Raw genomic sequence first — 24,126 nt, forward strand, 5'->3', positions numbered from 1 at the left:
CTTCTCCTCCTCGCGTAATGGAGGACTACGATGAACACTGTGGTGGATCTGGTTTCTCTTCGTGAGCTGGTCGCGGATAAAGAATGCCGCAGCCCCAATTACGATGGTGCGAGCGGCAAACCTTTAGGGGACGTGCGCTGGCGGAATCGCGCACAGGCCGAAAGCTCTTTCAGCGATAATCAAAACGCTTTAACTCAGGAGCTTCCAGAAAAATCTCGCAAGTTCCTTGAAAACTTTTTAGCTGACAGGGGATCGCTCCTCTGAGCGAATAATTTGGAACTTTCGAGACCGGTAAGAACTATGAAGTGAAATACTCCGAGTTTTAAATGCTGTTCTAACATCGTTTCAAACTAGCACTGGAACGTCTCAAGGATGATCGCGAGCAACGTGAAACCGACGCAATTTTCTGAAGTCAGCCGGCAGGTTTGCGGCGGTGACACCTCCGGCCATTACGCTGTTGTTGTCAACTTCGCTGACATCCGATGCGATCGCCCGTTCTGGCGAGCGGCACCAACGGTTACGGCAATGGCGGCGGGGACGGCAGCCCGAACGGCAGGGATGACAAAGACCGCTAATAACGCGCGTAACCATCAGGACCCCGACGCACGCGCGTCGGAGCCGATGCTGATGACCGCGACGATGAACGGCGCGGTCGCCGACAATCAGGCGGGGGTAGTAGCGTTCGCAGCGATTTTCTTCTTGAGGTCTTCGCAGACCGTGCGAACTTCGGAAGTCATGAGCGAGCACTCCTCGATCTTCAGGAAGTAGCGCTTTCCTTCGTCGCGGTAGTTTGCCGCCAGCTCCTTGATCTCGGCTACTGTGGCATGCACGCCACTGACCATCATTTCACACCTTCGTGCAGCCTCGGACAGTTCGGTACCGAGCGCCTCGATCTCTTTCACCGCCGCATCATATTCACGGATTACGACTTCGGCCGAGAGCTTCCCGGCCTGATTTACACCGTCTCTGTGCTCGACGTAATCGGGCATCGGGCCTTTCGGCAGCGGATGGTCGTCGCTGGGAACGATGCGCATTGGAGGCAGTGCGCGATGGCTGATTTGGTCGCCAATATCGCGTTCAATATCGTCAAATTTACGGGCAAGAAGTTCTTCTGAAAAACTCATCTAGCAATGCTCCAAACTGTTGCAGGGCTATCGAGGCTCCCAACAGTCAAGGAAAACATTCTGGTTGTCCACGGCTTTTGTCAGTGACTATGTATTGTGAAAGACATTGGAACTTTCGCTCGTGCTGATCGCGAGATGGTTCTCACGCCGCTCAGTACCGTCGTCGCTAACACGTCACTTGTCGAGAAGCCGAAAAATCTACCTTTGATTTCATGTTGCTTTCTGCAGGCTTTTGGCAAACCGGCGGTCAGGTTTTTCCATGCGCCGAAGGCTTCGGTCAGGATGCGCGGTTTTTCCTGATAAGATGTATCCAGTTAGATACGTTGAGCCATGAACACGCTCATTCGGTCATCCGTCTTTTCCGATTGGCTGGATGGGTTGAAAGATCAGAAGGCCAAGGCGCGGATACTCCACCGGCTGTCGCACGCCTCCCTGGGCAATTTCGGGGATTGCGAGCCGGTGGGCGAAGGCGTCTCGGAAATGCGTATCCACCATGGTCCGGGATTCTGTGTCTAATTCGTGCATCATGGTGCCGCCGTCTAGGTGCTGCTTTGCGGTGGCGACAAGTCCAGCCAGCGCCGCGACATCGCCAGGGCAAAGCTCATGGCGATGGAATTGAAGGAAAGCGGGCGATGAAAAAGGCCAAAGCCAGGGCAAAGGCAAAAGTCACTTACGCGCCATTCGAGGTCGCTGACTATCTCGACAGTGAGGAAGCGATTGCGGAATATCTTTCGCTCGCGGCCCGCGACGAAAACCCCGGCGTATTGCTCAAGGCGCTTGGTGACGTGGCCAAAGCGCGGGGCATGGCGGAGGTCGCGAAGGCGTCCGGTCTTGGCCGGGAAAGCCTCTACAAGACACTTGCGCCGGGTGCCAAGCCGCGTTTCGAAACGATTGCCACCATCATGCGGGCGCTGAATGTCGGGTTTTCAGTCGAAAGCAGGTTGCCAGCGCGAGCGAAGAAGGCTCGCCGTATGACGGCGGCCTAGCTCACCGCTGTTTGCTTCTTGAAGATGTTGCCAGTCAAGGAACACGAGCACGGCCTGATTGAGGCGCAAGACATCCTCATCATCCAGGCGCCCGACGCGCGTCCCGATCTTGGATTTCGGAACGGTGGTTATCTTGTCCACCATGAGACGGCAAGGCGCGCGCAATCCGTTGCGCTCATTCGGCGCGACAGGGAGCCGGAACAGTGGTGCATCGGTCTCGTCCGTCGTGAACGCGCAGATCGTGATGGAGGCGGTTGCGTCGAAACTGTCGTCCTGAACGATGATGACGAGCCTCGCCTTGCCTGCATACCCCTTGCCGCCCGCGACGGTCCAGATGTCGCCGCGCTTCATTCATCTCCATCCACGTCATCATTGAATGCAGAGGCGGAATCGATGAACGCCTGATCGTCGCGGCCATGAGAACTGGCGCCAACGGCAAGCGACTGACGATGCGCAGCCGACCGGAACGCCGGGGCACTTACGTCCGGGACCCAAATCTGGATCGGGCGCAGTCCTTGCCTGCGCAGCCTTTCGCGATGCTCCCGTCCCTTCACGCGGGAAGGCTTCGCCCGGGAAGACCTTGGCTTCGATGCCGACGCCATGACAAATTCCCTGAATGGTTGCATGTAATCCATACGTGATTGCGCGGAATCTGCGAAGCCATCTTTTGCGAAAAGCCAATCACTTCATCTCCCCCAGCAGCTTCCGCGCGTCCCCCAACAACGCCCGAATCTGCCTTCGCTCGGCGATCGCATCCCTGGTGAACAGGCCGTGCTTGCGCGCGTTCTGGTTTGCCCTTGGCGCGCCGGATCCCTGTGCACCGCCGTGCATGCGGCAGCGCTTTTTGCCGTTCACCGACGGCGAGCGGCACGAACCGCCGCAACGGGTCTTGGCGCCACACCGTGCGCTCGCCAGCATCGGGCGGGTGTTTCTGATGTGATCGCTCATGCCTGTGCTTCCCGCTTGGCATCAGCGGAATCGTGCTTTCGCCTGGAGCCCGAGGCCTTCGGCGCATGCCGCGCCGCGGATGCCGGGTTTTTGTCCGATACGATCACGTTCGCATGCTGCGTAACGTTGCCGACAATGGCCTTGCCGCCATCGCCCACCGACACGTTCTGCACGGTGATGGCGGGCTCGCCATGGCTCCGGTAGCGGTTGAGCGCCTCGATCTGGGCGGGAAACGTGCGGGCGAGCCTGCCCAATGCGCGCGCGGCGCTGTCGTGCTGAGCGAGATCGTCCGCATTCGCAAGGTGATGGGCGCACCGCATCGCCATCACATGAACCGAAACCATCTGCGCCACCAGCATGGCCTCGACGGAATCCCGGGGGCGAATGCTATTCACCATCGAAATCATGAAGGAGACGTTGACCTCGTCGGGACTCCCGCCGGTCACGCTGGCCCTGACCAATTGCCGGAGAATGCCATCCATCGATTCGCGGTCGGCTGCCCCCAGCGCGTTCGCCATGAGCTGTTCGCCGAGCTCCGGATCTGGATGGTCGATGGAGAATCCGTGCGACAGAAGCTTTATTCGCGGGACCGCTTTGGTCTGGTCATTTGCGGCGATCGCCGCTGGCACAGTGAGGTCTGGAGCGGTGTTCATGTCGAGATTCCCTGGCACGCGCGCTTGCCGCGCGCGATCCGGCCACGCGCAGGCGATCGCTCGCCGCGGTGATCCCTGCAATTTCAATGGTGGGTGAGGATCTTTCGGCTGCAATCGCGACGGACGCGCCCGCTATTGCGGGGCGACGGGCGCGTACAGGATTTCGGAATAATCGAAAAATGCCGCTGATTTGCCCGACGTGTCAAGTTACTTTGTCAAATGCCGGCGGGCCGCCTGCTACTTTGCATGGGGTTGTTGTCGATATTTTCGGGAGCACGCACCTTCGAAGGGGAGTTCTCCAACGTCACCCGCAGTTATCCGCACACGCTCTGCTCATTCCCGCTCCATGATCTCGGCGATCGCCTTGATGCGGCTTTTGGCGTATTTCGGCAAGCCGGCGCTCAGCGAATCGCCGCTGTTGAAGGAGCTGTTGCCCATGAGCAGTTGCGCGGGCACGAGGTTTCGCAGCATGGGCGTATTGCTGTATTCCTTTTGCTTGTTCAGCACGTCGTTCCTGACCGCAATCAGGATGTAGACCGTCGCGATGGCGGATTCCCGCTCGGTCGGATGCTGTTGCAGAACCGCAAGCAGCTTGCCGAACTGGATGACCTGATTGACCCAAAAGATGTTCTGCTCGAGCCCGCTGGTGACTGTGGAGTCGAGCCCGGTCAGGCTCGGCAGCTCGGCAAGGTGCGGCTGCGTGACCAGCATGATCTCACTCTGGAACTCGATGAAGTCCGGAATGGGCTTTTTGCTCTCCTCGCGCAGCTTGTTGGCAAGCTGAATGCCCGCCGGAATTTTTCCTTCGAACATGTAGCGGGACTGCACGCAAACCGCCTTCGCGTCTTCGCACCAGCGGCGATCCGGCGGACGGTTGTGCGCGGCACCCGCGTCCTTGTTTGGAACAGCATCGCTCGCCGTGATCGGCCGGTGCTTGACTGCCGGATCGATCTGCTCGAGGAACGCGACATTCGCATACCGCGACAGATCCAATGCCGCTGCCGGTTTTGGAAGTCGAAACCGCGCCTCGGCCTGATAGACCGAGAGCTTCAGCTTCGTTTGTTGCTTGAGCGTGGGCTCAACGAAGCCAGGGAAGAGCGAGAGGAAGCGCCGCTGAACCGGACGTGAGCGGGCCCAATCGTCGAAAGGAATGAGCCCGGTCGAGGAATCGGCGAGCTTGTCGCTGCGTTGGTCGGCGAAGATGACCGTGCGCGGTTTGATCTGTGCGATCGGAACGCTGGCGGCTGCGGGCACGTCCTCCACCTGGAATTCCTGCGCTGCCGCGCTCGTGCAAGTGGCCACGCAGGCGGCGATGAGGACAGCGGCGCGGTGGAGGTTCATGGCAATGCTCAATTCAGCCGCCGCCAGAAATAATCGGGATCGACTCGGAGCGGCGGTCGCGGGAGGCGGTCCTCGTCATCGGGATATTCGCGCCAGGAGGGATATCCGCGCGGACCAAGACGCCAGGTTGGGAATGGAAAGGGCAGCCGGTTATCGCCGTAAAGGCGATTGCCGTAGGACCACTGCTGGAGTGGCCCGTCGTCTTCGTCACGACCGCCACGATAGGTGTAGCTTTCTGCACGTGAGACAATGCGAAATTGCGAATCATCGATTCTGCCCGCCGGATCCCTCTTGAAGTACTCGGTGAAAGCGCGCCCGGAGCCGGCCGGTACAGGATCGCCGGTATAAGGATCGATCGACAGAGTAGCGAGCTGGCGCATGGCTTCGCGTGAAGGGCCGTTCAACGCCGTCTTGGGAGCGTGCAGCTCCCAAGCTGCCTGCACGATCGGCTCGAACATCGGCAGCGCCACTTTCCCTCCGGTCTGGCCGGGCCCAAGAGTCCGGCGCCCGCCGTCGCTGTTGTCGTAGCCGACCCAGATGGCGACGGTGACGTCGTTTGTGAAACCGACGAACCAGGCATCGGCCGAATTATCAGTGGTACCAGTCTTGCCGCCGACATAGGGCGAGAGATGCTTCGCCGCGCGCGCGGTTCCGCGCGCGAGCACGCCCTGCAGCATTGATTTCAACTGGTAAAACGATGCGCGGTCGGCGGAGCCGATCCAGTCCACCGCATGCGGATCGTGCCGGTAGATCGCGCGGCCGTCCTGTTCGATCGTTTCGATCGCGTGGGGCTGGGGCCGTGCACCTTCGTTGGCGATCGCTGCATAGAACGCCGCAAGATCGATGAGCCGCACAGTTTGGGCACCGAGCACGAACGGGTAGTAGCGCATGCAGTCCTTGTAGAGCTGCGCTTCCATCGCGAGCTCGCAGACCCGGTCGAGACCTCGCTCGGCGCTGTCGTCGAGGCCGGTCGCGAGCAGTTGCGCGGTGGCGAGATTCCGGGAGTTTTCCAGCGCACGCCGCAGCGTAATGGCGCCCGAAGCGCCGCCCTCGTAGTTCTTCGGCGACCAGAAACCGCGCTGGCGCGCGTGGACCGTCGTCGCGCCGATCGGTGCCAGCGTAATAGGTTCGTCCATCACCAGCGTGTTCGGCTGCAATCCCTTCCGAAGGGCGGCGAGGTAGGTCAGCGGCTTCAGGGTCGAGCCGGGTTGCCGCAGGCTCTGGACGACGCGGTTGAGCTGGCTTGCCGGATACGAAAAGCCGCCCGCCATCGCGAGAATGCGGCCGCTTTCGTTCCCGAGTACGAGCGCCGCTCCCTGTACGGTCGGTCGAATGCGCAGATCGGCACGCGCCGCCTGCTTACCCTTGGCTTCGCGCACCTGCACATAGACCACATCGTACGGCTTGAGACCGCGCCCGATCGCGGTGCTCCAGGTGTTCAGCGGCAGGATGCTGCCGTCGATCAGACCGACGTTGATCGCATGGCCGCGCTTGCCACGTGTGTTTTCCAGGACGACCGCCGATTGCCAGTGAACGTCATAGAGAGGCAGCCGCGTCGTCTTCAACGCCATGAGCCAAGCCGGTTCCGTGGCCCTCTGGTCAGCCGCTCTCAGACGGACAGCATCGGAAATGTTCGCCTCGGGTCCCTCAAATTTGTAACGATTGGTGTTCAGCTCGTATCGCGCGAGGCCCTCCTGCAATGTCGCTTCGACGACGCGCTGCAAGGCAGAGTTGACGGTCGAGCGCACCGTGTAGGAGGAATTGGTGAGATTATCGAGGCCCGCGACCGCCTTTGCCTCGCGTGCGATGTGATCGACGAAATGAAAGCCGAAGTCCCGCCGCGTCGGCCGGTACTCGACGAGCTGCGGCAATACTGCTTGAGCCGCGGCGGCGTCGATCATGGCGTCGTCCTGCATGCGGCCCAGCACGTAGGCAAGCCGCTCGCGCGCGCGCTCAGGGTGGTGGTCGGGATTGAAATAGTTCGGTCCCTTGGCGAGCCCGGCGAGCAGCGCGCCCTCGACTGAGGAGAGCGCCTTGGCCGGCTTGCCGAAATAGCTGCGCGCCGCCATCTCGATGCCCCAGGCTCCGCGACCGAGATAAATCGAGTTGAGATAGAGCTCGAGGATTTCCGCCTTGGTCAGGGTGCGCTCCATCCGCGAGGCAACGATCATTTCGCGCAATTTTCTTTCGTAGGTGACGTCGTTGCCCACCAGCAGGTTCTTGGCGACCTGCTGCGTAATGGTCGAGCCGCCCTGCGGCCGGCCCGGCTTCGTGAAGTTGCCGATGAAGGCTCGGACCAGTCCGCGCTCGTCAAGGCCGCTGTGTTGGAAGAAGCGCTTGTCCTCGGCGGCGACGAATGCGTTGCGCACCGCTTCCGGGATATCCGCAAGCTTGACCCAGATGCGGCGATTGTTCGGCGCGTAAATCTCGGCAACACGCTCGCTCTTGCTATCGAGGATTACGCTGGTGCCGGGAAGCCTGAGCTGTTTAAGCTGCTCGGCGTCGGGCAGATCCCTGGCCGCGCTGTTGTAGAAAGCGATGACCTGACCGAGATCGACCGGAGATCCTTCCACTTTTTCGACTTTGCAGAACTCCCGGTAGGCCACGTGGAGGTCGGCCAGATTGAGTCCTTTGAGCGCCTTGATCTCGCCGCTCAACGCCTCCTTGTCATCCATGGCAGTGGCAATCAGATCGTCCAGCTTGATGTCCTCGATGTCGAAAGCCTTGCGCATGTGGGCGCAGCCGGCACTCAAAAGCTGCGCCACCTCGGAGCGGTCGCGCACCGCATCGAACTCCGTCTTGACCCCATCCGGCCGGGTAGTGACCTGACTGAAGGCAAGCGCCGTGGCGAAGATCTTGATGAGAATCGAGTCCATGACCTGCCGACGGTCAAAAACACCGCCTCCGTAAGGTCCCGTTTTTCTAGAACACTAAACAAGGCTGTACTGAGGAAAAAGTTCCCTAGCCCCGGAACCAACGCTGCAGCCAATGCGTTTTAGAAGCTCAGCATTTGGCAGCATACTCATGAATGCCTTTTTTCCGGTCGTGCTTGCCGCGGCGCTCCTCAGCGCCGCCATCGCAACGATGCCTGCGGATGCTGCTCCTCGAAAAAAGAAGACCACGGTCCCCCCTGCAGCTAGCGTCGCTCAGCCACCTACGGACAGATTTTTGGCCTGCGACGTTCGGGTGCGAGACTATCTTCGCGAAGGCGGAGCCGTGCTACGGGTCACCAAGATCGAAGTGGATGATGCCCGACTGCAGTTGAACATTCATCATGAGTACGGGGAGGCGGGAAAGTCGTCTCGAAAATACCTGCGCGGGGACAGTGAAGAAGAAATGCGCAAAAACCTGCGCGGAATATTGGATGAGTTCGCGGCGGCGGCGAAGGCCGCAGCGGCCGGTCGCGCGTGGTATGTAATCGCTGCTCGCAAGGTCATGCCGGACCTCCGCAACGGTTCGGGCGAGAACACGAGCCCGTGGACGGCCATTGTCCTCGCGGATTTCGAGGGAAAATGCAGACCCATCACGTTCTATCAGTCGGTCGATCGGAGCAAGCTCGATCCTGAAGTGAGCAAGAGATTGGATGAGTGAAGTCGCGATCCTCCGCCGCCTAAGGTCGTCTGCAGGTCGCGAGATGCGCCGATATGCCGAAAGCAAGCCCATCGGCCCTGAGATAGCGAGCGAAGATTGTTTCCGCCTCTGCCAGGATGCGATCGATCTGCGGCTCCGGCAGCACAACTCCCATGACGGGCAGCCACCCCCTTAGTTCCGCCTCTACGAATTCGCGTATGTTGGGGAACCGTGCTGTGCCGCTACAGGTCGTGAGATCTACCACGCCGGCTCCGGCGCCCTTGAACAACACGGCGAGCTCCTGCCTGTCACCCAGCACAAACGGTGCGCGAAGCGCGTCACCGGCGGGCTTTCCGGCGACGTGATCCAGCAGGTCCACGAGGGCAGCGAATGCGGAGGCGTGCTCGATGACATCCCAAACTGCGACCGCGCACCTGCCGCCAGGCACCAACACGCGCAGCATCTCCCGGACCGCTTTGTCGCGATCCGAAAAGAACATCAGCCCAAATTGACACACAACGACATCAAACGAACGGTCCGGAAACGGCAGCGCCTCGGCCGCTCCATCGCGCCAGTCGATGCCGGGCGCGAGGCCTCGCGCCACGGCCAGCATTCCTGCGTTTGGATCTAGTCCGGCGACACGACCTGAGTTTTCGGTCCGCCTTGCCGCCTCGCGCGCCAGAACTCCGGTGCCGCAGGCAATGTCCAGAACGCGATCGCCGCTCTCAATCCTGGCGGCATCTGCCACCATCGGCGCCCATTGCTGAAAGAGTGCCGGAACGAACAGTGCCTCGTAGGCCCTCGCGGCGTCGATCAAGGTTTGCGAAACAGGTGAGGTCATCGTGCCACCTCGCGCAAAAGCAACCTGGTGAAACGCTCGGGGAAGCTGATGCCTTGATCCGGGAGGTCTTTCACAAGCCGGTATCGGGTTCGCTTGCCGACCAAGCTTTGACATCCTCGCGGAAGTCGAAGGGATCGGCAAGCACGATGGTGTGATCGAGCCCCGGAGGGTTCCGCTCCCCGGCTTCGATGGGCTGCGCGCCACATGGTCACGGGAATAGGTGGACGAGCCCGATACTCATGCCCAGCAGGAGGAGCAGCGACAGCGTGACGGCGGCGGTGACCCTTCCGCCCACGGTCGAGAGCACGCGCACGTCTACGCCAAGGCCAAGCGCAGCCATCGAGAGGACGGTCAGGACAGCCGCCGTCTTCGTCACCGGTGCGACCACAAGATCCGGCACGAGCTGGAGCGAGCGCAGGGCCGCGAGCACCAGAAAGCCGATGATAAACCAGGGCACCAGCTTGAATGGGCTGACGGCGGCGACCTTCGTTTGATCGGCGTGGAGCTTGCGGCGGCGCGCCGCGACCAGCGAGAGGGTAACCACGATCGGCCCCAGCATCAGCACGCGCACAAGCTTGACCAGCGTGCCAATTTGCGTGCTGACGATGCCCGCGGGCACGGTCGCCGCCAAAACCTGCGGAACGGCATAGACGGTAAGGCCCGCCAGAATGCCGTATTGTGTCGCTGAAAGGCCCAGCAACGGAATCAGGAGCGGCAGGCCCAGCACCATCAACACGCCGAGGATGGCGGTGAATGAGATCGACGAAGCGACATCGTCGCTATTGGCTCCGATCACCGGCGCGACCGCGGCGATTGCCGAGTTGCCGCAGATCGAATTGCCGCAGGCGATCAGGATCGACATTTTTGTGGGAAGCCCGAGCATGCGGCTGAGGCCGAAGCTCACCGCGAGCATCACCGCGACGGTGGCGACGATTGCGCTAATCAAGAGATAGCCGGAGGCTGCGATCGCGCCAAAGCTGACGGACGCGCCGAGCAGCATGACGGCGACCTCGAGCAGTTGCTTGGCGCTAAAGGCTATGCCGGAACGCCAGCGTTGGGATGGTTGCCAGACGATGCAGATCGCCATTCCGAGCAGGATCGCGATGACCAGTGCCTCGACGTAAGGATGGACGAAGACGTGCTCTTCGAGGCGTTGCGCGCCCAGCGAAACGGCGGTGATGATGCCGCAGAGCGCGACCCCTGGAATGAGGGCCATGCCGCGGCCGAGCATGCCGGGTCGTGGCTTTGCGTCGTCAGAACTGCTTTGGGGTGGCGGCACTTATCCTCCTTGGAGAATAATTTATGCGCCGGACCGCGCGGGCTCGCTAGTACATTTTCGGATTGTGCCCATACAGAGAAGTTATATCCCTGCAACCTGCATTTGCAGGCGTCGGCGCGGCCGTCGTCCCGGTGGCGACCAACGACGATCAGATCAACTCGCAGTTCAAGGTAATCCTGCCGCGGTCGCGTTCGAACGACTCATTGGATCGGGACGTCGGGGCAACCCAACCCGTACGGCACATGCCGGCAAGATATTAAAGCGAGGCGAGCAAGCCCTGCGCCCACGCGACGGCGCGCTCGAAGCTGAGATCGCCCGGTTCGAAATAAACCGCGCGCGCCAGCACGATGACGCCGACAAGCCCCCAGAACAGGCCGATGCCGGCCGACTTCAGCCATTTGGACGCGTCGACCGGCGCAGTCGAATGATCGACCGCCGGGACCGGCTCTCCAAAGGGATCAAATGCGGGCTGGCTCATGGTAGCTTCCGTTTCGCTAAGGCTAATGTCGCCAATAGCTGCGCGGAAGCAAGGGTAGGGGAATGCTTTTTGTGGCAGCGGCGTGGAAGCTCGTTTTCCGCTGCGGCCCCGGGCTAGGGTTTTCTTCTATCGACCGGAATATCAGCGCAGCTCAAGACTGCTCGAATCCACATCTCTTCGTAGTCACTATCCCAGCAATGACTTACGCCGGTAACTTCGCTGCCCACTTCTTCGCCCAAACACCAAGAGGAACAAGAAGGGCATAAAGTTCATGTCCGGTCGGTGTAGCGCGATAACCCTCGTGCGAATGCTCGACCAAGCCTGCTTCACGCAGTTCTTTTAGGCGCGAATTAAGAACCGTAGGCGAGATCGATTCGCAGCGTTCTTGCAGTTCCCGGAATGTACAAGGTCCGCCTTTGCTGAGATCCCACAAGATGCCCATTGTCCAGCGTCGCCCCAACAGGTCCAAGAGCGCCATGACAGGGACGCCTGTCCGCGAGCCTCGGACAGGTCTCCCGGGTTTTGGTGTTTGGCTCATAGGCATCCTCGCTACTAAATAGGTAGCGTCCGCTCTGTCAAGCGTTCGGGATGTCATTACTCTATCGCGAGTACACTGCATCATTGCGGTCGCCGCAGCACTCTGCGCTTCCTTGTGTTGGCGGTCGGCTCCGCGGCGCTCATCTGCCTCTACTCCTGCAACGACGAGACACTTGCGGCAATATTGTCCGCCAGGGCTTTCACCAGCGGCACGTAGCGCCCGACGACGTCTGCGCGGTCGAGCGCTGATGTGAAATAGGTCATGCCGACGGTGGCGAGCACGCGGCGGTTGACGATGACGGGGAGCGCGATCGTGTTCGACGAGCGCGGTTCGACCATCGGGTCGCGTTCGGCAAAACCCTGCTTGCGGATCGTGGCCAGCAAAGCCAATGCCCGCTTTCTTTCGGTGGCGAGCTTGTCTTCGGCCTCCTGCGACCGGGCCAGCATGTCGAGCAGCATCGATCGCTCGCTGACCGGACAGAACGCCAGGTAGGCGCGCCCGAGCGCCCGCCCGAGCAGGCTGAGTTGCATGTTGAGCGTACCGTGAAAGGGCGAAACAGGGCTGTCGGGAATGGTGCTGAAGCGGACCACGACTGAGCTCCGGTCGAGGACGGCGATGGCGATCGGCCAGTGATATTGCCGCGTGAAGGCGAGCGCCCATGGGCGCGCAGCCTCCACCACCAGCGGATCGCCGTGAAAGCCGTTGCTCAGCGACTTGACCCGCGAGGCGACCGCGTAGCCGCCCTGCCGCCGGTCGTTGGCGGCATAGCCCAGCGCGCATAGCGACTTCATCAACCGCACCACAGTCGATTTCGGCAGCCCCGTCGCCTTGTGCAGGCGATCGATCGAGGTGACGCGGTGGCGGTTGAGCTCCTCCAGCAGCAGGAGCGTGCGCGAGGCGGCTTCGACGGTATCGGATTTGAGCGGCATCCTGAATTCCACCTGGTGGAACGCGGCGGAATAGCTATGGCCGACCGGCGTCGTCCCTGCAATGGTTTTCGCCAAGCGCCACGCCGGGCCTGCCTTCTGAAGGCAGCCTGTGCAGATGGCCGGGGAGGAGCACCGTGTTCGGAGACGTCGTCAGGCCGCATTTTTCGTCATTCCGCCGCCGGCTCGTAGCGCGGCAGGTAGTCGTTGGCTCGTTCATCAAGACGCCGACCACGCATGCGACCGAGATATTCGGCGCGCTCGGCTACGATTTCGTCGTCATCGACGAGGAGCACGCGCCGATCGATCGCGCGATGACCGATGTCATGCTGCTGGCCGCGCGCGCCAGCAACCTCGCCGGAATCGTGCGGGTGTCGTCGGATGATCCGGCCAAGATCCTGTCCTGCCTGGATTGCGGCGCAGCCGGTGTGCTGGTGCCGCATGTCGCGACAGTCGAGAAGGCACGCGCAATTGCGGCTGCCGCCCGCTATCGCAGTGGACGGCGCGGCTATTCCGGCTCGTCCCGCGCCGGTGCCTATGGCGGCACGCCGATGTGGTCTCTCGTCGATGAACAGGATGAATCGGTTTGCGCGATTGCGATGATCGAGGACCCGGAAGCGCTGGATCACATCGACGCCATCGCCGCGGTCGACGGAATCCACGGGTTCTTCATCGGCCGCGGCGATCTCACGGTTGCCCTTGGCGCCAAATCGTCGGCCGACGCGTCCGTCAAGGACGCGGTGATCAGGATCATTGCAGCAGCGAAGAAAGTTGCCAAACCGGTCTGCGTGATGGTCGCGACGTCCGCGGAAGCCAAGGATTTCGCCGAGCTCGGGGCCAGCGCCTTCATCATCTCGTCGGATCAGGGGCTGATGCGCCGGGCCGCGGCGCAAACGCTCACCGATTTCAAAACGCTCGTTCGAACTACGGATGGCTCACATGTATCACAGCACTGATCCGCGCGCTGCGCTCGCAGCCACGCCCGTCGGCACAAAGTCGGCAGCTACCCATTTTGCAGGCGCCGAGTATGCGAAGTTCTACGAAACGCCGCCGGCCGAAAATCAGAACGGCGCGCGCACCTGGTACGCTCGCGGCCAGAACTTCATCATTGCCTATAGCGAGACCGACACGGGGGCGGTGCTGAGCCGGACCAACCAGCCCGACGAATATGTCGTGCTGCTTCCGGATCCCGGCGCCGGCGCCGAGATCGTCTGGGGCAACGAGCTCAGGGTCGTCAACGGTCATTCCATCAGTTTCGTGCCGGCGGGTGCAAGCTCCGTCACGCTGCTGGGTGCCGCCAAGGTGATACGCATGGTGACGACGCGATCGGAAGACCTCGCAAAACTCTGCTCGAACGCCGCGTCCTACGCGACGCCGCATCCCAATCTGCCGCCGTTCGAGCCTTGGCCGGAGGCAACCGCAGGCGCGAAGATCCGCACCTACAGTCTCGACGTCACGGCGACGCCGGGCCGGTTCGGGCGCATCTTCCGCTGCTCGACCTTCATGGTGAATTTCCTCGAGCCGCGAAACGGCCCGCGCGATCCGAGCAAGATGTCGCCGCATCACCATGACGATTTCGAGCAATGCTCGCTGGCGCTGGCCGGCACCTTTGTTCATCACCTGCGCTGGCCGTGGACGACCGATATGGCCCAGTGGCGCGACGACGATCATGAACGCTGCGGATCGCCTTCCATTGCCGTGATTCCACCGCCGGCCATTCACACATCGCAAGCCGTCGATCCCAAGCTCAACGTTCTCGTCGACATCTTCTGCCCGCCGCGCCTGGATTTCTCGACCAAGCCGGGCTGGGTGTTGAACGAGGACGATTATCCGATGCCCGCGCAAACCGTCGCCGGACAATCCGCGGCCTGACACATCTCTATCTGAAAGGGCCCTGACCATGGCCGACAAGCAAGTGTCCTACCCGCACACCGTGCCGCTGCCGCCGCTGTCGCGGGCGGCGGAAGTCGCCGAACTTCTGGTCGGCGCGATCGATCTGCACTGCCATAGCGGCCCGGCGGCCATGCCGCGCATCCTCGATCATCACGAGGAGCTGCTCGATGCGGCGGAAGCGAAGTTCCGTGCCGTGCTCTACAAGGATCACTTCTATGCCGGCATGGCGCATGCGATCCTGCTGGAGAAGCTGTTTCCCGAAACCAATGTGAGGCTGTTCTCCGGCATCGTGCTGAACAATGCCTCAGGCGGTATCAACCCGCATGCGGTCGACCATACGATCAAGCTCGGCGGCAAGATCGTCTGGATGCCGACGCTCTCGGCCGCGAACCACATCAAGGCGATGGCGGCTGGAAACTCGACGTTTCCGAAGACCTCGCAAAAAATGCTCGAACCGATCCCGCTTTCCGCGCTCGACGCCAATGGCAAGCTCACGGACGACACCAAAAAGGTCATCGATCTCATCGCCGAGGCGGACATCATCCTGGCCGGCGGCCACCTGCCAGCCAGCGAATTGCACATCCTGTTCGATGAGGCGGCGCGACGCGGCGTCAAGAAGATGATGGTCAACCATCCGACCTACATCGTCGGCTGCAATGACACCGATATCCGCCAGCTCGTCGCGCGCGGTGTCAAGATGGAGCATTCGATCTGCATGTTCATCGAAGGCAAATCCTTAAAGTACAGCGCGGACGATCTCGCGCACCTGATCGAAGTGGCTGGCGTCGACAACACGATTCTGTCGTCCGATCTCGGACTGCAGGGGTCGCAGCGTCCGGTCGACGGCTTCCGCAGCATCACCCAGATCCTGCTCGACCTGCAGATGCCGCGGCCTGCGATTAGAAAACTCATCAGCGACAACGCGGCACGGTTTCTGAACCTTCCGGTGATGCAGTCGACCGCGCAAGACGCCGCTTAGCGGGACAAGCGCAAAGACCGCGAAGAGCGGCGTGCGCTAAGGGGGAGGAAGTCAGCATGGAACGGGTAGATCGCGATGATGACGCGCTGACAGACCGCATCGTGGCGCGAGCCATGCCGTTGGTGGCGGCATTGCTGTTCATGGGGGCAAGCCATACCGCAGTCGCGGAAGAGCAGCGCCAGCCGTCGAAGCCGCCGATCATCCTGGAATCGACGGGCGCGTATGAAGTGGGCGGCAAGGTCGTTGCCAAGCCGGGCGATCCCGGCCAGACGCTCTCCTGCGACCATGGTTACGTCGAATACTTCATCCCCGCGAAAAGGCGCAGCGTCGGCCTGATCATGTGGCACAGCTCCAGCACCAAGGTGTGGGAGAACCGCTGGGACGGCGGCGAAGGCTACAAGAGTATCTTCCTGCGCAAGGGCTATCCTGTTTACCTCTGGGACGGCCCGCGCGTCGGCCGCGCGAACTGGAGTTGCGAGCCGATCACCTACACGCCGGATTATTTCGATCAGCGCAACTTTGCCGCCTGGCGTTTCGGCCTGACCTATCTCAATTGGCATCCGGGCCTGCAGTTTCCGACGGCCGACAAGGAAGCCTGGAATCAGGCAACGCGTGCCCGTTACGACGAGTTCGATACGCTCGAGAATGCACTGTTGCAGGCGGAGGCCGGCGGCCAGGCGATCGACAAGATCGGTCCCGTGATTGCCGTCACCAATTCCGCGGGCGGCTGGCGCGCGCTGTTGTCGGCGCTCAAGGCAAAGAGCGACAACATGAAGGGCATCGTCGCCTACGAAACGCCCGGCTTCGTCTTCCCGGTGGGCGAGGGGCCCGAGCCCAAGCCGGATGCGCCGTACGGTCCCAATTCCGTGCCGCTCGTCGAGTTCAAGAAGCTGACCAAGTTTCCGATCCAGATGGTATTCGGCGACTACACCGAGACGCGTCTGATCTGGGCCGCCTCGGTCAAGGTGGCGCGGATCTTCTGCGATACCGTCAATCGTCACGGCGGAGATTGCGAAGTTCTGCTGCTTCCCGATGCGGGTCTGCGCGGCAACACGCACATCGCCTTTGCCGATCTCAACAATGAAGCCGTTGCGGACGAACTGTCCAAATGGCTGGGCCGCAAGGGCCTGGACAAGTTTGCCGAAGAATAAGCGGGGTGCCCACGCAGGACCTGCGCACAGCTCGGGAGGAAACATGCGTCTGCTCTCATTCGGCCTCATAGGCCTTGCACTTGCCATTGCGCCATGTCAGCCCGCTGCCGCGCAGGAGTGGCCGAGCCGGCCGGTCACCATGATCGTACCGTTCCCGGCTGGCGCCGCCGTTGACACGTTGGCGCGCGCCGTTGCCCATGCGCTGAGCGAAGACTTCGGCAAGCAGTTCATCGTCGAAAACCGCGCAGGGGCGGGCGGCAATCTCGGTGGGGCGGCTGTCGCCAAAGCGGCTGCAGATGGCCATACCTGGTTGTTCGGGACGCCAGCGCCGATCGCACTCAACAAGTTCATGTACAAGGGCCTGGCTTACGACTCCGAGCGAGATTTCACGCCGGTTGTGCTCGTCGCCAAGTCTCCAATGATCATCACGGCGACGTCAGACTTTCCAGCGAAGACGCTTCCCGACCTGATCGCCTATGCCAAACAGAACCCGGGCAAGGTCAATGTCGGCCATCCCGGTAACGGCACGCTCGGACACATTACCTCGGCGTTGATCCAGCAGTTTGCCGGCGTCGAGATGACACATGTACCCTATCGCGGGTCAGCGCCGCTGATCACGGACCTGCTGGGCGGGCAAGTCAATGTCGCCATGGATTTCATGCCGACCTATCTGCCGCTGCTAGCCGACCGCAAGATCCGCGCGCTTGCAGTGACGACGAGCCAGCGCGTCGCGCAACTGCCCGATGTACCGACGGTGCAGGAAGCGGGATTCAAGGGATTTGAGGCGACCGCATGGTACGCGATCGTGGCTCCAACCGGTACACCGCCTGAGATCGTGATGAAGGTCAATAAGGCGGTGAATGCCTTTCTGAAGAGCGAGAAGGGCAAGACCATCCTCGAACAAAATTCGCTGCAAGGCGTTGGAGGCGCGCCGCAAGATCTCAAGGCGTTTATCGATGGCGAACGCGACAAATGGCGGCCGGTGATCGAGGCTGCAAAGATCGCGATGCAGTAGAGCGAGATCGCCATAGATGACTGCTATTGAAATTCCTGCGCTGTCGATCCCGAAGGTTGTCCTCGTCACAGGCGGTAACAGCGGCATCGGCAAGGCGACGGCGGCGCGCCTCGCCGCCATGGGTTCTATTGTCGTGGTCGGCTACAACAGCCGCCGTTCACTGGCCGAAGAGGTGATCGATGGGCTGCAAGGCAGCCGGCACGTCGCCATGCGGATCGCGATCGACGATCCGACTTCCATCTCAGAGGCCACGGCGGCCGTGGACAAGCAGTACGGGCGGCTCGATGCGCTGATCAATTGTGGAGGCGCCACGACGCCCGTGCCCGCCGCTGATCTGGAAGCGTTGACGAACGATATCTTCGACCGGACCGTTACGATCAATCTGCGCGGGCCATTCGCCATGATCTGCGCCTTCCGTCCCTTGCTAGAGCGCGGCAGCGGGTCGGCGATCGTGAACATCTCGTCCATCGCTGCTCGCACGGGTCTGGGCAGCAGCCTGGCCTATCTGGCTGCAAAGGCGGGTGTCGACGCGCTGACGATCGCGCTCGCGAAAGTGCTTGCGCCGCGGATCCGCGTCTTCTCCGTCTCGCCCGCCGGCGTGGACACGGATTTTGTCGCCGGCCGGACCCGTGAACAGTTGCAGAAGACCGCCGAGAAACTGCCGTTGGCTCACCTCACCACGCCTGACGATGTCGCAAGGGCGGTAGTTGCCTGCATCGCCAACCTCACCAGTTCGACGGGAATTGTGGTGCCGGTGGATGAGGGCAGGCACCTCTGACGGAGCAATTCCGCTGCTGTGCGGACATCATGAAAAGAGAACAATGGAAAAACTGAAATTCTATATCGACGGCGCCTGGGTGGATCCGGCCGCATCGTCAACGCTTGGAATCGTCAATCCTGCAACCGAAGAGATCTTCGCGCGGATCAGCCTGGGCTCCCCTCCGGATGTGGATCGGGCCGCCAAGGCAGCCCGCCGCGCTTTTGCCACCTATTCCGAAACCAGCGTCGAAGAGCGTCTGTTCTGGCTTCAGAAGATCATCGAGGGCTTTAGAGCGCGCCTGCCGGAACTGGCGCGGATGATGACCCTCGAAATAGGCGCGCCGATCACGTTTGCGACGGAGCGTCAGGCAACCGTCGCGCTGTTTCATTTCGAGGAAGCGGCGCGCGTGCTTGCGAACTACAAGTTCGAGGAGCGGATGGGGAACGGGATCATCCGCCGCGAGCCGATCGGCGTCTGTGGACTGATCACACCGTGGAATTGGCCGCTGAACCAGGTTGCTTCCAAGGTTGCGCCGGCGCTCGCAACCGGCTGCACGGTCGTCCTGAAACCCAGCGAGATCGCGCCGCTCAGCGCGATGCTGTTCGCCGAGATCGTCGACGCCGCTGGCGTGCCGGCGGGCGTCTTCAATCTCGTCAACGGCGACGGTCCCGCAGTGGGCGAGGCGATCGCCGCCCATCCCGAAATCGACATGGTGTCGTTCACCGGTTCGACGGCGGCCGGCGTCAGAGTGGCCAAGCTTGCGGCGGATACGGTCAAGCGTGTCGCGCAGGAGCTGGGCGGCAAGTCCGCCAACATCATCCTTGCCGATGCCGATCTGAAAGCGGCTGTGATCCAGGGCGTTCACGCCTGTTACACGAACGCCGGCCAGAACTGCCAATCTCCCACGCGCATGCTGATTCCTCGCGCGCAGCGGGATGCGGCCTTCGAGGCGGCGCGCGAGGCGGTCGACGGCATTCGCCTGGGAGACCCGCTCGATCCGGCATCCACGATGGGGCCGCTGGTGAGCCAGGCGCAGTTTCAGAAAGTTCAGGATCTTATTCAGTCCGGCGTTGATGAGGGGGCGACGCTGGTGGCGGGCGGAACGGGTCGGCCTGCCGAAATCAACCGCGGATACTATGTTCGTCCGACCGTCTTCGGCGACGTGACGCCGCAGATGAAGATTGCACGTGAGGAGATCTTCGGCCCGGTGCTGTCGATCATGAGTTACGACAGCGAGGAGGAGGCGATCGAAATCGCCAATGACACGCCGTTCGGCTTGGCGGGCTTCGTGCAGTCCGGGGACGTGGACCGCGCTCGCACCGTCGCCAACCGCATCCGCGCAGGGCGCGTCTACCTCAACGGTGCTCCGTTCGACCGCAGCCTGCCGTTTGGCGGCTACAAGCAGTCGGGCAATGGGCGCGAATTCGGAATCTTCGGATTTGAGGAATATCTCGAGGTAAAGGCGATACTGGGCTCCTGAGATCGGCGGGAGCGCCGTACAATGGTCAAGGGACATTGTCATATCACTTGGCGGATCGCCGCCCGACATCCGCGTCAGGTGTGCTTGTCGAGGCGGCGCTTGAGCAGGGTCAAATGTTGCAGCAGGTCCGACTGCGCGACCGGCGACAACTCGCCGATCAGGGCGATCACCCATTCCTCGTGCCGGCGTGCCATCCGGCCGAATTCCTTTGCGCCTTCGTGTGACAGGCGCAGGCGGAAAGTGCGGCGGTCTTCGGAATCGACTTCTCGATGGATAAAGCCGTCGGCTTCCAGTTTCTGCACGAGCGCGGTAATGGCGCCGTTCGAGACCATCAAGAGCTCGGAAACTTCGGACATGGTCGCGCCTGCCGGCTTGCGCGCGAGCTGCGCCAAAAGGTCGAAGCGGGCCAGCGTGGTGTTGAACTCCTTGCGCAGCCGTGCGTTCAGCGCCTTCTCGATCCGGGTGGCACAGGAAAGCAGCCGCAGCCAGATGCGCAATTCGAGATGCGCACCGTCGGATTCATGCGCCGGCTCGATCGGCCGCGACGAGGGCACGCGCGCGCCCTTGGGGGATCGAGCCTTTCGTTTGACCGTGGCATCCATGGCAGGCGTCTCACCCAAGCTAGATGGAAATCGACCCGATGCTGGCTCCGCCGCAGACATAAAGGGTCTGGCCGGTGATGAAGTCGGCATCCGGTGAACTGAAGAAACTGACCGCGCGGGCGACGTCGGTGGACTTGCCGAGACGGCCGAGCGGAATCGACTGTGCCAGCTTCTTGGCGCGTTCGGATTCCGGCGACATCACGCTCTCGAACATCTCGGTGTCGCCGATCGGGCCCGGCGCGACGACATTGACGGTGATCCCGAACGGGGCGAGCTCAGGTGCCCAGGTTCGTGCCATGCCGATGATGCCGGCCTTGGTGGCCGAATAGACCGTGCGTGTGGCGGCGCCGAGCGCGGCGCGGGAGGACAATAGCACGATGCGGCCGAAGCGGGCTTGCTTCATGTTGGGTAACGCTGCTTGCGCCAGCGCAATCCCGGCGCCGAAATGGAGTTGCGCCAAGGCGCCGACGTCCTCGTCGTCCACCTCTTCCAGAAGCTTAGGCCGAATAGCGCCGGCATTGTGCACGACATGGGTGATCGCAGAACTCGCGGAGATTTCCGCCGCCGCCTGGCGCGTTGCCGTCGCATCGAGCAGGTCGACCTCGCGCGAGGAGAGTTTTGATGGCTCCAGTCCGGCTTGCGCCGCGACAGCGAGATCACGTCATAGCCCTCGGCGAGCAGGCCGCGCGCGATCGCAGCGCCGATGCCGGTATTACCGCCGCTCACGATCGCCGTGTGGTGGACCACGTTCATCCTCCCTCACATGAAGAGCTGGATGTTGCCGAAGGCAGCATCGCAATTGATCAGGTCGACACGCTTGAGCTTGATCTTCAGTCTGCCGTTCTCGACGCTGAGATGATGCGTGGCCCAGGCCGCATAGAGCGTCTGCTCGTCCATGCGGGTCTCGATGTAATGCATCGGGGTCCAGGTGACATAGTTGTTGGCGGCAGGATCGCGCGAATCCACCTGCGGCGTCTGCAGCACGTGATGGCAGCGGCTTTTCGGCTTCTGGCTGAATGTCCGCGCGCCCTTGAGCCGTTCGACCCGGATCGAGAGCAAGAGCTTGTCCTCATACATCAGCGAACAGGTCAGCCGCGGATCGGTTTGATTCCATTCCAGCGGCATCCAGTAGAAAGCGTCGTCGGCGTAGAGATCGAGCCATTCGTCGAAACGCTGCTGATCGATCAGCCGCGCCTCGCGAACCACGAAATCGATCATTTCCTGATCGGTGGGCACCGCATTTTTCAGTTGAGCCTCAGCGACCATGCTCATGTTACATCCCCATCGTCATGAACTTGGTCCAGGCCCGGAACTGGTGGCGCATTGGCCACTCGCTGGTGCCGTTGACCGCGACGTTAATCTGCCCGGCTTCGTCGGGGCTGTAGAGGCGCTGGAGGTTCACCCACTCATTGCCGTTCGAGTGCAGGCCCTCCTGCGCGCGTTCATACATTTCGAGATCATCATGGCCGACGATCGAGGTCGGCGCGTTGATCAGCCGGTTGTACATCAGCGTGCGCTCGAGCAGCATGTCGGGCGTATCGACGAGCTGGAACGTCCAGGATTCGACCAGCGTCTTGTTGGCCGCGATCGGCTTGAAGTGCCGCAATAACTGGATCGGCCCCTTGATCATGATGTTGGGGAAATAGACCGTGTTGTGCCGGTTCTCGCCGAGGATCGCCTTGGCGCGTTCTTCGCCATAGGCGGCTTTCATCTTGTCGAAATAGCCTGGCACCGCCGAATAGTTGGAATGGATCGAGTGGTGCACGCCGGTGTGGCCGTGGCCGTTATCCCAGATCCGGATGCCCATGTTCTCGAAGAATTCGTAGGGGCTCATGAAGGGAGCGATGATCTCGACCGCCATCGGCTTCTTGGTGCCGGGCGGCGCTTTCTTCCAGACCTCGACCACCGTCCCGGCGGAGGACTCATGCGCGACCATCGGATGGCAAGTGTCGGTCTGGTTTTCCACCAGCATTTTCCAATTGCAATTGTGCATGTAGCGCAGCACGCCGCCGGCGACCTTGAGCTGGCCGACCGGCGAACGGTCGATCATGTTGTCGAAGCTCGACAGGCTTTCACCGAAGAACTCCTCGAAATCGAGGCCGCCGTCATTGATCTTGGCGAACACGAAGCCGCGGTAGTTTCTGATATGGCGGACTGGCGCCATGCCGCTCGCCGCATGGCTCTGTTCGAAGCCGGTATTCTCATAGCCCTTCTTCAGTGGGATAGCGAGCAGCGAGCCGTCGGTCCTGAAACTCCAGGCATGATAGGGGCAGCGGAAGAACTTTCCGGCATTGCCGCAGGTCTCGGACGTGATGCGCGTGCCCTTATGCGGGCAGCGGTTGTGCAGCACCTTTACCGTCCCGTCAGTGTGGCGGACCAGCAGGATCGGCTGCGTGCCGATCGTAGTGCCAAAATAATCGCCGGGATTGGGGACCTGGCTGTCGTGGCCGACATAGACCCAGCTATTTGGGAACATATGCTCCATCTCGAGCTGGAACACTTCCTCGCTGACATAGACGTCGCGGTGAACCTCCTGTTCGCGGACCAGATCGCGAATGGCCGCGACATTGCCGGCATATCGGGTCATGGGTTTCTCCATCACAGGTCGAGCACGAGTCGCTTGGTCTTCGCGCGGGAAATACAGATCTGCATCACCTTGTTCGATGCCTTTTCGCTGTCGCTCAAGATGTAGTCGCGATGATCGGGAATCCCCGCGATCACCGTTGTCTGACAGATGCCGCAATCGCCGCGCTTGCAGTCATGCATTGGGTCTTCGCCGGCCTCGAGCAGCACGTCGAGGATGGTCTTGCCGGCGGGAATCTCATAGACGCGCCCGCTGCTCTTGAGTTCGACCTCGAAAGCGGAGTCCCCGGACTTCTCTTCGGGCGCGGTGAAGATTTCGAAATGCAGCCGCCCTTTCGGCCAGTTCATCCGCTTCGCCAGCGCGATGGCTGCTTCGATCATCGGCAGCGGTCCGCAGAGATAGAGCGGCACATCGGGGGCGAGCCGGCTCATCAAGCCCTCAAGGTCGAAGAAGCGACCGGCTTCGTCGTCGGCGTGGATGGTCGCGCTGGCACTAGCCAGCCGCTCGATGTCGCCGAGAAAGGCGAGTTCGCCGCGGCTGCGACCGGCATAATGGAACGAGAACGGCCGCTTCACGGCGTTCAGTTCACAGGCCATTGTGAGCAGCGGCGTCACGCCGATGCCGCCTGCGACCAGTGCGACTTCACCTACGCCAGCTCGAAGCGGAAAATTGTTCGCCGGTGGCGAGATCGTGAGGCGATCGCCGGTCTTGAGGCCGTGCATAAAGCTGGAGCCGCCGTGGCTCTTGCTTTCCTGCAGCACGGCGATGCGATAGGCGGTCGGATGTTCGGCCGCGCGCGGCGAGACCGTCTCGATCAGCGAATAGGAGCGACGGCCGACATCAGGCAGGTGGATGTCGATATGGGCGCCGGCGGACCAGCCGGGCATCGGCGCACCGTTGACGCGCGTCAGCACGAATTCGCGGATGCGCGACGTGAGTGCCTCGGCCTTCGACACCACGACTTCGAATTGATCCATC

Annotated in this window: 26 protein-coding genes and 2 pseudogenes; 11 read left to right on the top strand and 17 right to left on the bottom strand. The window is 61.7% G+C overall.

The window, feature by feature from the left end; translation table 11 throughout:
• Nucleotides 1-30: 30 nt before the first annotated feature.
• Nucleotides 31-264 (top strand): hypothetical protein, encoded by a 234-nt coding sequence (locus tag ACFXS9_RS39145; RefSeq protein WP_392698650.1) that lies wholly within the window; start codon nucleotides 31-33, stop codon nucleotides 262-264.
• Between the two features lie 398 nt (nucleotides 265-662).
• Here the strand turns inward: ACFXS9_RS39145 and ACFXS9_RS39150 are convergent, their stop codons facing one another.
• The gene (locus ACFXS9_RS39150; protein WP_392698652.1) at nucleotides 663-1,124 is read right to left on the bottom strand and encodes a hypothetical protein; all 462 of its coding nucleotides are present in this window, start codon (nucleotides 1,122-1,124) and stop codon (nucleotides 663-665) included.
• A gap of 330 nt (nucleotides 1,125-1,454) precedes the next feature.
• Between ACFXS9_RS39150 and ACFXS9_RS39155 the strand changes: the two genes are divergently transcribed.
• Nucleotides 1,455-1,640: a type II toxin-antitoxin system RelE/ParE family toxin gene (locus tag ACFXS9_RS39155; protein WP_392698654.1), complete on the top strand. Its 186-nt coding sequence runs from the start codon at nucleotides 1,455-1,457 to the stop codon at nucleotides 1,638-1,640.
• A 116-nt stretch (nucleotides 1,641-1,756) separates the two neighbouring features.
• Nucleotides 1,757-2,110 carry an addiction module antidote protein gene (locus tag ACFXS9_RS39160; protein WP_392698656.1) on the top strand — a complete coding sequence of 118 codons (354 nt, stop codon included), beginning with the start codon at nucleotides 1,757-1,759 and terminating at the stop codon, nucleotides 2,108-2,110.
• A gap of 87 nt (nucleotides 2,111-2,197) precedes the next feature.
• Here ACFXS9_RS39160 and ACFXS9_RS39165 read toward each other — a convergent pair.
• The 6 genes and pseudogenes from ACFXS9_RS39165 to ACFXS9_RS39190 all read right to left on the bottom strand — a co-directional run.
• Nucleotides 2,198-2,461, bottom strand: a pseudogene (locus ACFXS9_RS39165) (type II toxin-antitoxin system PemK/MazF family toxin); the annotation flags it as partial.
• An 80-nt stretch (nucleotides 2,462-2,541) separates the two neighbouring features.
• A pseudogene (locus tag ACFXS9_RS39170) lies at nucleotides 2,542-2,745 on the bottom strand (antitoxin MazE family protein); the annotation flags it as partial.
• Nucleotides 2,746-2,791: 46 nt separating this feature from the next.
• Complete coding sequence (locus ACFXS9_RS39175; protein ID WP_392698658.1) at nucleotides 2,792-3,058, bottom strand: HGGxSTG domain-containing protein; 267 nt, start codon at nucleotides 3,056-3,058, stop codon at nucleotides 2,792-2,794.
• Entirely contained in the window at nucleotides 3,055-3,711 is a 657-nt protein-coding gene (locus ACFXS9_RS39180; protein ID WP_392698660.1) for a hypothetical protein, read from the bottom strand. The genes ACFXS9_RS39175 and ACFXS9_RS39180 overlap by 4 nt, the downstream gene beginning before the upstream one ends.
• Before the next feature lie 333 nt (nucleotides 3,712-4,044).
• Nucleotides 4,045-5,052, bottom strand: coding sequence for a hypothetical protein (locus ACFXS9_RS39185; RefSeq protein ID WP_392698662.1), 1,008 nt, complete (start codon nucleotides 5,050-5,052; stop codon nucleotides 4,045-4,047).
• A gap of 8 nt (nucleotides 5,053-5,060) precedes the next feature.
• Nucleotides 5,061-7,928 (bottom strand): penicillin-binding protein 1A, encoded by a 2,868-nt coding sequence (locus ACFXS9_RS39190; protein WP_392698664.1) that lies wholly within the window; start codon nucleotides 7,926-7,928, stop codon nucleotides 5,061-5,063.
• Nucleotides 7,929-8,076: 148 nt separating this feature from the next.
• Here ACFXS9_RS39190 and ACFXS9_RS39195 point away from each other — a divergent pair, with 148 nt between their 5' ends.
• Complete coding sequence (locus ACFXS9_RS39195; RefSeq protein ID WP_392698665.1) at nucleotides 8,077-8,643, top strand: hypothetical protein; 567 nt, start codon at nucleotides 8,077-8,079, stop codon at nucleotides 8,641-8,643.
• 19 nt (nucleotides 8,644-8,662) lie between these two features.
• Here the strand turns inward: ACFXS9_RS39195 and ACFXS9_RS39200 are convergent, their stop codons facing one another.
• The 5 genes from ACFXS9_RS39200 to ACFXS9_RS39220 form a co-directional block, all read right to left on the bottom strand.
• Nucleotides 8,663-9,463, bottom strand: a complete 801-nt coding sequence (locus ACFXS9_RS39200) for a methyltransferase domain-containing protein (RefSeq protein WP_392698666.1) — start codon at nucleotides 9,461-9,463, stop codon at nucleotides 8,663-8,665.
• A gap of 208 nt (nucleotides 9,464-9,671) precedes the next feature.
• The gene (locus tag ACFXS9_RS39205) at nucleotides 9,672-10,694 is read right to left on the bottom strand and encodes a YeiH family protein (RefSeq protein ID WP_392700249.1); all 1,023 of its coding nucleotides are present in this window, start codon (nucleotides 10,692-10,694) and stop codon (nucleotides 9,672-9,674) included.
• A gap of 304 nt (nucleotides 10,695-10,998) precedes the next feature.
• Entirely contained in the window at nucleotides 10,999-11,220 is a 222-nt protein-coding gene (locus ACFXS9_RS39210) for a hypothetical protein (RefSeq protein ID WP_392698667.1), read from the bottom strand.
• A 202-nt stretch (nucleotides 11,221-11,422) separates the two neighbouring features.
• Nucleotides 11,423-11,698 (bottom strand): winged helix-turn-helix transcriptional regulator, encoded by a 276-nt coding sequence (locus ACFXS9_RS39215; protein ID WP_392698669.1) that lies wholly within the window; start codon nucleotides 11,696-11,698, stop codon nucleotides 11,423-11,425.
• A 209-nt stretch (nucleotides 11,699-11,907) separates the two neighbouring features.
• Nucleotides 11,908-12,762 (bottom strand): DNA-binding transcriptional regulator, encoded by an 855-nt coding sequence (locus ACFXS9_RS39220; RefSeq protein WP_392698671.1) that lies wholly within the window; start codon nucleotides 12,760-12,762, stop codon nucleotides 11,908-11,910.
• A gap of 59 nt (nucleotides 12,763-12,821) precedes the next feature.
• Here ACFXS9_RS39220 and ACFXS9_RS39225 point away from each other — a divergent pair, with 59 nt between their 5' ends.
• The 7 genes from ACFXS9_RS39225 to ACFXS9_RS39255 are packed head-to-tail and all read left to right on the top strand — an operon-like array spanning nucleotide 12,822 to nucleotide 19,962.
• The gene (locus tag ACFXS9_RS39225) at nucleotides 12,822-13,640 is read left to right on the top strand and encodes an HpcH/HpaI aldolase/citrate lyase family protein (RefSeq protein ID WP_392698672.1); all 819 of its coding nucleotides are present in this window, start codon (nucleotides 12,822-12,824) and stop codon (nucleotides 13,638-13,640) included.
• Nucleotides 13,624-14,556 carry a hypothetical protein gene (locus ACFXS9_RS39230; RefSeq protein ID WP_392698674.1) on the top strand — a complete coding sequence of 311 codons (933 nt, stop codon included), beginning with the start codon at nucleotides 13,624-13,626 and terminating at the stop codon, nucleotides 14,554-14,556. Before ACFXS9_RS39225 ends, ACFXS9_RS39230 begins: the two co-directional genes overlap by 17 nt.
• Nucleotides 14,557-14,584: 28 nt before the next feature.
• The gene (locus ACFXS9_RS39235) at nucleotides 14,585-15,556 is read left to right on the top strand and encodes a DUF6282 family protein (protein WP_392698676.1); all 972 of its coding nucleotides are present in this window, start codon (nucleotides 14,585-14,587) and stop codon (nucleotides 15,554-15,556) included.
• A 56-nt stretch (nucleotides 15,557-15,612) separates the two neighbouring features.
• Nucleotides 15,613-16,707, top strand: a complete 1,095-nt coding sequence (locus tag ACFXS9_RS39240; protein ID WP_392698677.1) for an alpha/beta fold hydrolase — start codon at nucleotides 15,613-15,615, stop codon at nucleotides 16,705-16,707.
• Nucleotides 16,708-16,750: 43 nt separating this feature from the next.
• Entirely contained in the window at nucleotides 16,751-17,722 is a 972-nt protein-coding gene (locus tag ACFXS9_RS39245) for a Bug family tripartite tricarboxylate transporter substrate binding protein (RefSeq protein ID WP_392698679.1), read from the top strand.
• Nucleotides 17,723-17,738: 16 nt separating this feature from the next.
• Nucleotides 17,739-18,500, top strand: a complete 762-nt coding sequence (locus ACFXS9_RS39250) for an SDR family NAD(P)-dependent oxidoreductase (RefSeq protein ID WP_392698681.1) — start codon at nucleotides 17,739-17,741, stop codon at nucleotides 18,498-18,500.
• Nucleotides 18,501-18,543: 43 nt separating this feature from the next.
• The gene (locus ACFXS9_RS39255) at nucleotides 18,544-19,962 is read left to right on the top strand and encodes an aldehyde dehydrogenase family protein (protein ID WP_392698683.1); all 1,419 of its coding nucleotides are present in this window, start codon (nucleotides 18,544-18,546) and stop codon (nucleotides 19,960-19,962) included.
• Nucleotides 19,963-20,036: 74 nt separating this feature from the next.
• On the opposite strand, the gene ACFXS9_RS39260 is transcribed toward ACFXS9_RS39255, so the two are convergent.
• The 5 genes from ACFXS9_RS39260 to ACFXS9_RS39280 all read right to left on the bottom strand — a co-directional run bounded on the left by ACFXS9_RS39260 (nucleotide 20,037) and on the right by ACFXS9_RS39280 (nucleotide 24,125).
• Nucleotides 20,037-20,564 (bottom strand): MarR family winged helix-turn-helix transcriptional regulator, encoded by a 528-nt coding sequence (locus ACFXS9_RS39260; RefSeq protein ID WP_392698684.1) that lies wholly within the window; start codon nucleotides 20,562-20,564, stop codon nucleotides 20,037-20,039.
• Nucleotides 20,565-20,583: 19 nt separating this feature from the next.
• A complete protein-coding gene (locus ACFXS9_RS39265) occupies nucleotides 20,584-21,195 on the bottom strand; it encodes an SDR family NAD(P)-dependent oxidoreductase (protein ID WP_392700251.1) in 612 nt (203 codons plus the stop codon).
• Between the two features lie 128 nt (nucleotides 21,196-21,323).
• On the bottom strand, nucleotides 21,324-21,836 hold the full coding sequence (locus tag ACFXS9_RS39270; protein ID WP_392698686.1) for an aromatic-ring-hydroxylating dioxygenase subunit beta: 513 nt from the start codon (nucleotides 21,834-21,836) through the stop codon (nucleotides 21,324-21,326).
• A gap of 1 nt (nucleotide 21,837) precedes the next feature.
• Complete coding sequence (locus ACFXS9_RS39275; protein WP_392698688.1) at nucleotides 21,838-23,151, bottom strand: aromatic ring-hydroxylating dioxygenase subunit alpha; 1,314 nt, start codon at nucleotides 23,149-23,151, stop codon at nucleotides 21,838-21,840.
• 11 nt (nucleotides 23,152-23,162) lie between these two features.
• Nucleotides 23,163-24,125 carry a PDR/VanB family oxidoreductase gene (locus tag ACFXS9_RS39280; protein ID WP_392698690.1) on the bottom strand — a complete coding sequence of 321 codons (963 nt, stop codon included), beginning with the start codon at nucleotides 24,123-24,125 and terminating at the stop codon, nucleotides 23,163-23,165.
• Nucleotide 24,126: the final 1 nt, after the last annotated feature.

Source organism: Bradyrhizobium sp. RDI18 (genome assembly GCF_043203335.1).
In the GTDB taxonomy this organism is placed as follows: domain Bacteria; phylum Pseudomonadota; class Alphaproteobacteria; order Rhizobiales; family Xanthobacteraceae; genus Bradyrhizobium; species Bradyrhizobium retamae.